Source organism: Kitasatospora sp. NPDC053057, assembly GCF_044546945.1.
GTDB lineage: Bacteria > Actinomycetota > Actinomycetes > Streptomycetales > Streptomycetaceae > Kitasatospora.
The window spans coordinates 64046-75310 of the sequence record NZ_JBITZP010000005.1 but is presented as its reverse complement, the minus strand read 5'-3'; the positions used below and the strand labels follow the sequence as shown (position 1 = coordinate 75310).

General features: G+C 71.7%; 10 protein-coding genes. 5 read left to right on the top strand and 5 right to left on the bottom strand.

Annotated features, from left to right (window positions below; genetic code table 11):
* The first annotated feature begins 126 nt into the window (after window positions 1–126).
* On the top strand, window positions 127–759 hold the full coding sequence (locus ACIG5E_RS08190; RefSeq protein ID WP_396532367.1) for a TetR/AcrR family transcriptional regulator: 633 nt from the start codon (window positions 127–129) through the stop codon (window positions 757–759).
* Here ACIG5E_RS08190 and ACIG5E_RS08185 read toward each other — a convergent pair.
* The gene (locus ACIG5E_RS08185; RefSeq protein ID WP_396532366.1) at window positions 756–1751 is read right to left on the bottom strand and encodes a LysR substrate-binding domain-containing protein; all 996 of its coding nucleotides are present in this window, start codon (window positions 1749–1751) and stop codon (window positions 756–758) included. The two genes, ACIG5E_RS08190 and ACIG5E_RS08185, sit on opposite strands and share 4 nt — an antisense overlap.
* 193 nt (window positions 1752–1944) lie before the next feature.
* On the opposite strand from ACIG5E_RS08185, the gene ACIG5E_RS08180 reads away from it, so the two are divergent.
* From ACIG5E_RS08180 to ACIG5E_RS08165, 4 genes are all read left to right on the top strand, one after another.
* The gene (locus tag ACIG5E_RS08180; RefSeq protein ID WP_396532364.1) at window positions 1945–2496 is read left to right on the top strand and encodes a peroxiredoxin; all 552 of its coding nucleotides are present in this window, start codon (window positions 1945–1947) and stop codon (window positions 2494–2496) included.
* A gap of 3 nt (window positions 2497–2499) precedes the next feature.
* Complete coding sequence (locus tag ACIG5E_RS08175) at window positions 2500–3042, top strand: alkyl hydroperoxide reductase (protein ID WP_270144495.1); 543 nt, start codon at window positions 2500–2502, stop codon at window positions 3040–3042.
* Window positions 3043–3318: 276 nt separating this feature from the next.
* Window positions 3319–3558: a hypothetical protein gene (locus tag ACIG5E_RS08170; RefSeq protein ID WP_396532363.1), complete on the top strand. Its 240-nt coding sequence runs from the start codon at window positions 3319–3321 to the stop codon at window positions 3556–3558.
* 11 nt (window positions 3559–3569) lie between these two features.
* Window positions 3570–5177, top strand: a complete 1608-nt coding sequence (locus tag ACIG5E_RS08165; RefSeq protein ID WP_396532361.1) for an alpha/beta hydrolase — start codon at window positions 3570–3572, stop codon at window positions 5175–5177.
* Between the two features lie 121 nt (window positions 5178–5298).
* Here the strand turns inward: ACIG5E_RS08165 and ACIG5E_RS08160 are convergent, their stop codons facing one another.
* The 4 genes from ACIG5E_RS08160 to ACIG5E_RS08145 form a co-directional block, all read right to left on the bottom strand.
* Window positions 5299–6846: an AI-2E family transporter gene (locus ACIG5E_RS08160; RefSeq protein ID WP_396532360.1), complete on the bottom strand. Its 1548-nt coding sequence runs from the start codon at window positions 6844–6846 to the stop codon at window positions 5299–5301.
* A gap of 518 nt (window positions 6847–7364) precedes the next feature.
* Window positions 7365–8105 carry a transglycosylase SLT domain-containing protein gene (locus tag ACIG5E_RS08155; protein WP_396532358.1) on the bottom strand — a complete coding sequence of 247 codons (741 nt, stop codon included), beginning with the start codon at window positions 8103–8105 and terminating at the stop codon, window positions 7365–7367.
* A 453-nt stretch (window positions 8106–8558) separates the two neighbouring features.
* A complete protein-coding gene (locus ACIG5E_RS08150; protein WP_396532357.1) occupies window positions 8559–9893 on the bottom strand; it encodes a PhoH family protein in 1335 nt (444 codons plus the stop codon).
* A gap of 251 nt (window positions 9894–10144) precedes the next feature.
* Window positions 10145–10939, bottom strand: a complete 795-nt coding sequence (locus tag ACIG5E_RS08145) for an isoprenyl transferase (RefSeq protein WP_191898844.1) — start codon at window positions 10937–10939, stop codon at window positions 10145–10147.
* Window positions 10940–11265: the final 326 nt, after the last annotated feature.

The following is an 11265-nucleotide window of genomic DNA, read 5'->3' as shown; positions in this document are numbered from 1 at the left end:
GCGGTCGGCGGACAGGCGGTTGCCTGAGCGAACCCCTCCCACGGTAGACCCAACTTTGTCAGGTGACAAAGTTGGGCGACAAAATCAGTCGACGCAGTTGCCCGACCATGGCGCTACCCTGGCTGGATGGCTCATGTCCCCGCCTCCGAACGCCGACCGCAGCTGGTCCGGGCCGCGATCGACCTGATGACCCGGGAAGGGGTCGCCGCCGCCAGCACCCGCGCCATCGCGGCCGAGCTGGGCGTGGCACAGGCGACGGTGCACTACACCTTCGGCACCAAGAAGGACCTCTACCGGGCCGTCGTCGAGGAGGTCGCCGCCCAGTTCATCGGCCAGGTCCGCGCCGCCTCCCCCGGCGACGGCCCGTTCGGCGAACAGGTCCGCACCCTGGTGCACGCGCTCTGGGACGCCGCCACCGGCGAGGAAGGGCGCTGCGTGCTGCTGAGCGAGTTCGAGACGCTGGCGATGCGCGACCCGGACGTGCGGGAGATCATGCTCGGGCTGCAGTGCGCGATCGAGGGCACTGCCACCGAGATGATCAGCACCCTCGCGGCCGCCCACGGACTGACCCTGGCCGCGCCCGTCGACCGGATCGCGGTCCACTTCCTCAGCGGCTTCGACGGCCTGACGGCCCGCCACCTGATCCGGTGCCACCCGGGCGAACAGCCCGAGCCGGAGACCCTGGAGGCGCTGGACGTCCTGGTGGCGACCACGGTCGGGCTCTGCCTCGGCGAGGCGCCGGGCCGGCAGGCCCCCTAGCCCTCCCCCTCGTCCCCCTTCCCGCCCTCTTCCTTGTCCTCTCCGCCGACGATCCGGACCGGCAGCTCGGCCAGCACCTCGCGCAGCGCCGCGGCGAAGCGCTCGTACTCGGCGCTGCGGGCCGAGCCCGGGCGGGTGGCCAGCCCGATCCGGCGGCCGGGCGCGGGGGCGGCGAAGCGGACGGCGGCCAGCCGGTCGGTGCGCCCGGCCTCCACGTCCAGCGCGGTGGCCGGCAGCAGGGTCACCCCGAGGCCCCCGGCGACGAGCTGGACCAGGGTGGACAGGCCGGCCGCCCGGGTGGTGGAGCCGGCCGGGTCGGCGCCGACCTCGCGGCAGATGTCGAGGGCCTGGTCGCGCAGGCAGTGACCCTCCTCCAGCAGCAGCACTTCCAGGTCGAGCAGCACGTCTCGCGGGACGTCGATCCGCCCGGCGAGCGGGTGCCCGGGCGGGGTGACCAGGACGAAGTCCTCGTCGAACAGCGGAATGTCCCGGGTCGGCGAGGCCCCGCCGGCCGGGAGCGCCAGCAGCAGGACGTCCAGGCGCCCGGCGGCCAGGCCCTCCAGCAGCGAGGGGGTGCGCTCCTCGTGGACGCGCAGCTCCAGCTCGGGGAAGCGGTCGCGGACCAGCCGCAGCACGATGGGCAGCAGGTACGGCGCGACGGTCGGGATCACCCCGAGGTGCAGCGGCCCGGTGAACGGGCGGCGGGCGGCCTCGACCTCCTCGGTGAGGGCCTGCAGTGAGGCGAGCACCCGGCGCGCGTGCTCGTGCACACGCTCCCCTAGGGGAGTGACCATCACCTTGCGCGTCGTACGCTCGACCAACTGCGCGCCCAGCGACTCCTCCAGCGCCGCGACCGCCCCGGACAGCGCCGGCTGGCTGGTCCCGGTCGTGGCGGCGGCTTCCCGGAAGTGCCGGTGCTCGGCCACCGCGACGAAGGCCCTGAGCTGGGCGACGGTCGGGGTGCGCGGGCTGCGGACTGTGGCGCTCCCCACAGCCGGCTCGGGTTTGACGGCGGCGCCCCTGCGGGGGCCGGGCCGGGACGTGGGCGGTTCGGTACTGATAGCAATCTCCGATCAGACACATCCAGTGTAGCTATTTCCCTGATCAGTCCACGATGTGGAATTGTTGAGCGTGTCCGGAATCCGGACAAAACTCCCCTCAGTCTCATGTTCTGGAGAAGCGAACGTGCTCACGATCGGTGACAAGTTCCCCGAGTTCGACCTCAAGGCCTGTGTCGACCTGGACGCCGCGAGCGCCTTCGCCGACATCGACCACAAGACCTACGAGGGCAAGTGGAAGATCGTCTTCTTCTGGCCGATGGACTTCACCTTCGTCTGCCCGACCGAGATCGCCGCGTTCGGCAAGCTGAACGAGGAGTTCGCTGACCGTGACGCCCAGATCCTCGGCGTCTCCGGCGACTCCGAGTTCGTGCACCACGCCTGGCGCAAGGACCACAAGGACCTGCGCGACCTGCCCTTCCCGATGCTGGCCGACATCAAGCACGACCTGATGCGCGCCTGCGGCGTCGAGGGCGAGGACGGCACCGCCCAGCGCGCCGTGTTCATCGTCGACCCGAACAACGAGATCCAGTTCGTCATGGTGACCGCCGGCTCCGTCGGCCGTAACCCCAAGGAGGTCCTGCGGGTGCTGGACGCCCTGCAGACCGACGAGCTGTGCCCCTGCAACTGGAACAAGGGCGAGGACACCCTCGACGCCCAGGCCCTGCTGGCGGGCTGACCCATGGCTCTCGACGACCTGAAGGCCGCCCTCCCGGACTACGCCAAGGACCTCAAGCTCAACCTGGGCTCGGTCATCGGCAACTCCGACCTCCCCGCCCAGCAGCTCTGGGGCACCGTGCTGTCCTGCGCGATGGCCACCCGCAGCCCCGGCCTGCTGCGCGAGCTGGAGCCCGAGGCCAAGGCCAACCTCTCCCCGGAGGCGTACACCGCCGCCAAGGGCGCGGCCGCGATCATGGGGATGAACAACGTCTACTACCGGACGCTGCACCTGCTCTCCGACAAGGAGTACAGCACGATGCGGGCCGGTCTGCGGATGAACATCATCGGCACCCCGGGCGTCGAGAAGGTCGACTTCGAGCTCTGGTGCTTCGCGGTCTCGGCCATCAACGGCTGCGGCCAGTGCCTCGACTCGCACGAGGCCGTCCTGCGCAAGGCCGGCGTCGAGCGCGAGGTCATCCAGGCCTCGATGAAGATCGCCGCCGTGCTGCAGGCCGTGGCCGGCGTCCTCGACTCCGAGGCCGCCCTCGCCGCCGTCAACGCCTGACGCACCCCGCACGCCCCGATGGGCCCCTCCGCTTGCCGGAGGGGCCCATCGGCGTTTTCCGCGCCCTCGGCATGCCCAACTCCGCTACAGTGCAAGGCGATCCGTACACGACATTCGGTCCGAGGGGGAGGGCCCGAGGTGTCCGACCATCCGGAAAACTGCGGGGGCTTCCAGGTCGCCCCGTACGAACTCCAGCAGACCGGGAGCACGGCCGTCGAAACGGCGGGCCAGATCCCAGGTGACCTCAAAGCTCTAGTCGAGGCGTCGCACCGATCTGTGACGGGACTGTCCGAGCTCCAGTGCGGCACCGCGCTCGGCGCCTGTACCGGCGCCTGGAACACCCTGCTGAACGACCTGCACGCGACGATGCGAGGGCAGGGCCAGGGCCTGATCGACGCGGGCCTCGGGTACGACAGCGCCGACCAGCGGATCAGCACAGCGTTCGGCCCGGACACCCGGACCACCACCGGCCCGACCGCGCAACAGAAGCAGAACTTCGTTCTGCACTTCGGTTAGGGGCCGCCCGCGTGGACCTCGCTGCCCTGCGCGACACCGACCTCGACAACCTCTACGCAGCCGCCGACGCCTACGACAAGACCCGGCGCGCCCTTGAGCAGCACCTGGAGAAGTGGCGCGACGGCGTCGACGGCCGCATCGCGGCCATCAGTTGGTCCGGGCCCTCCGCCGACGCGGCCCGCCCGGCACTGCGCCGCAGCACCAGCGAGCTGAAGGCCGCCCACAGCGAGATCGGGCAGATCGGCAGGAGCATCCGTACCGGGGCCGACGCGCTGGCTCTCGCCCAATCCGCGCTGCGCAAGGCGCTGGCCGACGTGCAGACGGCCGGCATGTCCGTCGACGCCCGCGGCACCGTCTCCTGGCCGCCCGGCGGCTACGCCGAGCAGCACGACCCTGAATACCGGAAGAGCTGCGAACACACGGCCACGACGCTCGCCAACCGCATCTCCACCGCCCTGGCCGAGGCCGAGACCGTCGATCAGGCCCTGACCGCCAGACTCCAGCACTACACCGGGCGGGCCCAGGATCGCACGGGCCTCGACCCGGCCTCCGCCACCACCGACCGGCTCGACCTCGCTCTCGATCCGGACAACCTGCTGCTCGGCAGCGTCCCGAAGGACGATGCCTCGCCGACCGAGGTCAACTCCTGGTGGAACGCGCTGCCCGCCGACAAGCAGCAGTGGCTGATCCAGGAACACCCGGACCTGGTCGGCAACCGCGACGGAGTCCCCGCCGTCGCCAGGAACCAGGCCAACCGGATCCTCCTGCCGAGACTCATCGCCGAATACGAGAAGGGTGGCCGGTCGTCCGACCCGAACGGCGACCTGAAGCTGAACGGGTACCGCAGGATCGCTGCGCGGCTGCGCGAGACCGACGGGACGGAACCGGCGGTCTTCCTCCTCGGCGTCGGAGGGGAGGGACAGGGGCGCGGCATCATCTCGTTCGGGAACCCCGACACCGCGCAGGACGTCACCTCGCTGGTCGGCGGCCTTGACACCAAGCTGCAGCGCATCGGCGGCGGTGACGCGGACCGGGCCAAGGCCGTGTACGACGCGGCCAAACGTGCCGACCCGACGCGCAGCACGGCATCCATCGCCTGGCTGGGCTACGACGCACCGCTCAGCTTCGCGGAAGCCGGCGACCCGAGTCGCGCCCAGGGCGGCGTGGACGCCTACCGCAGGTTCCTCGAAGGACAACGCGTCACGCACCAGGGCACACCGGCCCACGTCACGGCCCAGGGCCACAGCTTCGGCTCTCTGCTGGTCGGCCTCGCCGCGAAGAAACCGACCGGAATCGCGGCCGACGACGTCATCCTCGTCGGCAGTCCCGGTACCGATGCGTTCCACGCCTCGGAGTTCTCGGTGGGGGCCGATCACACCTACGTCGGCGCCGCCTCCTGGGACCACATCTCACACCTCGGCTGGTACAAGCGGGATCCGGCCGGCGTCGACTTCGGCGCCCATCGCTTCGCCGTGGACGGCGGGTCCCCCGACTTCACCGCGCACTCGTCCTACTGGGATGACGGCCCCCACGACGACCACACCTCGCTCGACAACATCGGAAGGATCGTCAGCGGGCACGGCCGACAGATCACGCAGGCGGCCGGGCGCCATCACTGACTCCGAGGCGGACGTCGCCGCGGCGGTCGCACTGGGCGGAGCAGGAGGCCCTGATCGCGACCGGGGCGGTGGTGGGGCCGGCGATCGCGGCAGCCCTCACCTCCGCGTTGTCCGCGCTCCGCTAGTCCGCCGCCGCAGCCGGCTGGGCCGCCGCCGGTTGTGCGGCCTGTGCCGGCTGGTTCGCTCCCGGTTGTGCCGCCGCCGCCGGTTGTGCGGCCGCCGTGCGTTCGGCGGCTTCGCGGGCGGCTTCGAGGGCGGTGAAGACCTCCTGGCCGGCCTCGTTGCGGCGGCGCAGGTGGGCGACCACGGTGTTGGTGACGGCGATCAGCGGGACGGCGACCACCGCGCCGCCGATGCCGCCGATGATGCCGCCGGCCGCGACGCCGAGGACCACGCCGAGCGGGTGGACGCGGACGGCCCGGCCGAGGATGAGCGGCTGGAGGATGTGGCTCTCCACCTGCATCACCGCGATCAGCACGACCAGCACCATCAGGGCCGTCCACGGTCCCTGGGTGACCAGGGCGATCAGGACCGCGACCGTTCCGGTGACCAGGGCGCCGACCAGCGGGACGAAGGCGCCCAGGAAGATGATCACGGCCAGCGGCATGGCCAGCGGCACGCCCAGCAGGTCGATGCCGATGCCGATGCAGACCGCGTCGATGAAGGCCACGCAGACGGTGCCGCGCACGTACGCGGTGAGCGTCGTCCAGGCCTTCGGGCCGGCTCCGGCCATCGCGAAGCGGGACTGCCGGGGCAGGCCGCGCATCGCCCAGTTCCAGATCTTCGCGCCGTCGTAGAGGAAGAAGAAGGTGGTGAAGAAGGTCATCAACAGCGAGGTCAGGATCTCGACGGCGATCTGCGCGCCGGTGATCGAGGCCGAGGTGAGCTGGTCGGTGTTGGTGGTGATGGCCTTGGTGATCTGGTTGGCGAAGTCGGTGATCTGCTGCTGGGTCAGGTGCAGCGGTCCGGTGATCATCCAGTCCCGCAGCTGGTTGACGCCGGTCTTCACCTGGTTGGTGACGTCCGGCAGGTTGGTGGACACCTGCCAGACCACGAACCAGCCGACCAGCCCGATCCCGGCCAGACCGCTGAGGAACACCCCGCCCGCGGCGAGCGAGCGCGGCACCCCGCGCCGGCGCAGCCAGGAGACCGAGGGCTCCAGCAGCGCGCTGATCAGCAGCGAGGCCAGCACCGAGAAGGCGACCAGCCGCAGCATGTCGACGACGTAGAAGAGGACGTAGAGGGCGGCGCCGAGCAGCAGCAGCCGCCAGGTCGACTCGGCGGCTACCCGCAGGCCCCACGGCACCGCCTCGGCGGGGGTGGCGGGCCGGCCGGGGTGGTACTCCCGGCCGAGTCCGGCGTGCGCGGTGGGGGCGGGCGGTGCGACGGCCGCGGCCGTCGGGGCCGCTGTCGCGGGTGTCCGGGGCTCGGCCACCGCCACGACGGCCACGGCCTCGGCCGCAGACGCGGCAACCGGCGCGGGCGCGGGGGCGGGATCGGCGCGCGGCACCGGGACCGGCCCGGGCGCCTCGGCGGGGGCCGGGGCGGGGAGCTCGTGCGGGTCGGCCGCCATCGCGGCGCGTCGGCGCCGTTCGATCACGGCGGCCGCGCTCGCCACCACGGCCATGCCCTTGGCCACGGCCTTGAAGGCCTTTCCGCCCCGCGCCATCGTCGCTACCACCGCTTCCCCGCCGGACCCGCCGAGTCCGGCGGTACGCCGTGGGTCCCGCCACGGCCGTCAGGGATGACGCTACCCGGCGGGGGCCGGACCGGTCCGCCCGCCGGGTAGGTTCGACGCCACCGCTTCCTCAAGGAACCCGGACAAAACGCCAGGTTTCAGATGGTTTCGCCCACGCACTGCTGGGGAGGAGTCCGAACGGGACGCCGGGTCATCCCAGTCGTCCTACTCGCCCCAGTCGACCAATCGAGCCAACCGTCGGCGGACCGGCCGGTGCGGGAAGCAACCAGGACCCCTTCCCGCGCCCCGCGTCCGCGCCCAGGACCGCACCGCCCGTGGGCGCACTGGTCAGCGCAGCCCGGGCGGCGCGGCCCGCCCTTGCCGAGAGGCAGGAGAGCGCAACGGCTTCCGGCCGGCCGGAGAGCACGACGGCCCCCGGCCGCCCGTCGAACGGGACGAGCGGCCGGGGGCCGTGCGGAGAGCGCCACCCCGCGGGGCGGCGGGCCCTCCTAGTACCAGCTGTGGGCCTGCCAGAACGACCAGGCACCGCAGGGGCTGCCGTAGCGGCTGTTCATGTAGCTGAGGCCCCACTTGATCTGGGTGGCCGGGTTGGTGCGCCAGTCGGCACCGGCCGAGGCCATCTTGGAGCCGGGCAGGGCCTGGACCAGACCGTAGGCGCCGGAGCCGCTGTTGGTCGCGGTGTAGTCCCAGCCGCTCTCACGCTTCACGATCTGGCTGAAGCACTGGAACTGGGCGTCGTTGCCGACGATCTGCCGGGCCATGTCCTGGACGGAGCCGGGGCTGACCGAGACCGCCGGAGCGCTGTCGTCCACCGCGGCCATCGCCGAACGCGACTTGGAGCGGTTGGCGGCGGCGGCGTCGGCGGCGCGCTGGTCGGCGGCGGCCTTGGCGGCCTTGTCCGCGTCGGCCTTGGCCTGGGCGTCGGCCTTCGCCTGGGCGTCCGCGGCGGCCTTCTGGCGCGCGGCCTCCTCGGCGGCCTTCTGCTCGGCGGCGGCCTTGGCCGCGGCGTCGGCGGAGGCCTGCTGGGCGGATGCCTGCTGGCCGATGTTGTCACTGATGGTCTGCGCCTGGGCGCCAGAGGGGACTTCGGCAAGCAGGGTCGCGCCGGCGACGTCGACCGTCTGCATGGTCTTGCCCTCGCTGCCCGAGGCCATACCAACGACGGCACCGACAGCGGTGACGGCGGTGGCGGAGGCCACAGCAACTCCCCGGACCGAGATCCGAGTCACATGGATTCCTTCCAGCATCGCCCACGCGTGACCGTGCGGACGCAACATGCCCCTTGGCACGGACCTCCGCACGGTGCTCTGGTCACGGGAGGTGCTGGCCCGGCGTCCGGCCGAGGTGAGGCGACCGGGCGTTGAAAGCGGGCGGCGTACGGCTCAACGGTCTTCAATTGTGCGTCCACCGACCGGAGTTGGCGGACCATCCGGGGCCTGACTTCCGGGGTCCGGAAGCCCTGCCGCGCCGTACGCGGGGCCTGACAGAACCCTCACCATGCCGCACCGGGCACGGTCGACGCAATTCCCGCCTGCGTGGCGCATGTCACATTCACCGCGCGGGAGTTCTCCGGACAGAAAGCACTCGATGTGATGAAAGGGGCGCGGAGCCCGTTCCTTCAGGAACGGGCCCCGCGCCGCAAGTTGACCTTATTGTCCGACTATGCCCCAGTCAGGGGCAGTTCACGGGTGGATGTCCTCCAGCATCTCCGTGACCAGCGCCGCGATCGGCGAACGCTCCGAGCGCGTGAGCGTGATGTGGGCGAAGAGTGGATGCCCCTTCAGCTTCTCCACCACCGCCACCACGCCGTCGTACCGGCCGACCCGGAGGTTGTCCCGCTGCGCCACGTCGTGGGTGAGCACCACCCGCGAGCCCTGGCCGATCCGGGACAGCACCGTCAGCAGGACGTTGCGCTCCAGGGACTGGGCCTCGTCCACGATCACGAAGGCGTCGTGCAGCGAGCGCCCCCGGATGTGGGTCAGCGGCAGCACCTCCAGCATCCCGCGGGAGATGACCTCCTCGATCACGTCCGGGGTGGTGACCGCCGAGAGGGTGTCGAAGACCGCCTGCGCCCAGGGGCCCATCTTCTCCGCCTCGGAGCCCGGCAGGTAGCCGAGTTCCTGGCCGCCGACCGCGTACAGCGGCCGGAAGACCATCACCTTGCGGTGCTGCCTCCGCTCCAGCACCGCCTCCAGCCCCGCGCACAGCGCCAGCGCCGACTTCCCGGTGCCCGCCCGGCCGCCCATCGACACGATGCCGATGTCCGGGTCGAGCAGCAGGTCCAGCGCCACCCGCTGTTCGGCGCTGCGCCCGCGCAGCCCGAACGCCTCGCGCTCGCCGCGCACCAGCCGGACCCGCCCGTCGCCGGTCACCCGGCCGAGCGCCCGGCCGCGCTCCGAGGTGAGCACCAGTCCGGTGTGCACCGGCAGCTCGTCGGCTCCGTCGACGTCCACCGCCGCGTCGTGGCCGGCCGCGAACAGCGCGTCCACCCGATCGGCCGCGACGTGCAGTTCGGACATGCCCGTCCAGCCGGAGGTGATCGCCAGCTCGGCCCGGTACTCCTCGGCGAGCAGGCCCACCGAGCTGGCCTTGATCCGCAGCGGGAGGTCCTTGGAGACGACGGTGACGTCGTAGCCCTCGGCCTGCAGGTTGCGGGCGACCGCCAGGATCCGGGTGTCCGCCTCGCCGCCGCCGGCCCGGTAGCCGACCGGCAGTATCGAGACGTCCGAGTGGTTGAGCTCGACCCGGATGGTCCCGCCCAACTCGCCGACCGGGATCGGCTCGTCGAGCCGGCCGTGGCGGATGCGGTAGTCGTCGAGCAGGCGCAGCGCCTGGCGGGCGAAGTAGCCCAGCTCCGGATGGTGCCGCTTGGCCTCCAACTCGGTGACGACCACCACCGGAAGGACGACCTCGTGCTCCTCGAAGCGGGTCATGGCGAGCGGGTCCGCCAGGAGCACGCTGGTGTCGAGAACGTACGTGCGCCGGTCTGGTGTCCGGCGGCTCTTGGAACTGACCACTAGGCCTCCAGAGCGGATGACCCTGCGTCATCCGCGGCAAGCCGGCCCCCGCTGCCCCGGTGGCCTCGGGGCCGGACTGACTGGAGTATTCCCAGGCGGGGAGCGGTGCATTCGCGTCCCCGGCGAACTGACGGATCATTGCCGGTGAACGTTTGGCCTCGCGCGCGGCCCGGGTAGGCCAGGCCTACGGCGGTCATTCCACCCGGATGCACCCCGGGCCCGTCCCGGAACGGCCCGGGAGGGGCTCCGGATCAGAGGCCCATCCGCCGGTGCCGCTGTTCGAAGGCGCGCAGCGCGCGCAGGAAGTCGACCTTGCGGAAGGCCGGCCAGTACGCCTCGCAGAAGTAGAACTCGCTGTGGGCGCTCTGCCAGAGCAGGAAACCGGACAGCCGCTGCTCGCCCGAAGTGCGGATGATCAGGTCCGGGTCGGGCTGGTTGGCGGTGTAGAGGTGCTCGGAGATGTGCTCGACGGTGAGGATCTCGGCCAGTTCCTCGATCGGGGTGCCGCGCCCGGCGTGCTCCTGGAGCAGTGAGCGGACGGCGTCGGCGATCTCGTGCCGGCCGCCGTAGCCCACCGCGACGTTGACGGTGATGCCGTCGATCCCGGCGGTCTCCTCGGCAGCGCGCTTGAGCACGTCGGCGGTGTGCTGCGGGAGCAGGTCCAGCGCGCCGACCGGGTTGACCTTCCAGCGGCGGGCGGCGGCCAGGCCGGTGACGGCGTCCTCGATGATGCCGAGCAGCGGGACCAGCTCGTCGGCCGGGCGGTCCAGGTTGTCGGTAGAGAGCATCCACAGGGTGACGACCTTGACGTGGGTCTCGTCGCACCAGCCGAGGAACTCGCTGATCTTGTCGGCGCCGCGCTGGTGGCCGTACGCGGTGGAGCCGCCGGTGGCCTTGGCCCAGCGGCGGTTGCCGTCCAGGATCACGCCGATGTGGTGCGGGGTGCGCGCGAGGTGGACCTCGACCCGGCGGCCGTAGAGTCCGTACATCCCGCCCAGCAGGGTGCGCAGCCCCGGCGTCCGTTCGGCGACATCGCGCAGACCCATGGTTTCCCGGCCCCTCCGTACTCGTTCAGACTGGTGCGTCACCGCCCCGGCGCAGCCTACTCCGGCGCGCAGGCGCACGGTAAAGCCCCAGGTAGCGGTCTGGTCACGGTCCTGTACGAAGTCTGTCGCGGCGGGCGTGTCGCGGTCTGCCGGCGGCGCGCCCGTCGTGGACACGGATCGGTCTCCGAATCCTTAAGGGAGCCGTAAGCCCGTTGTCCGACGCTTGACGGCCGGCAATGGTCTAGTCCAGCTTTTGTCCCGGGGCGGAAGCACCACGGCCCGCCCCCTTGAGTCACCTGCGGACCCCTCCCCCACACGCGGCCGCC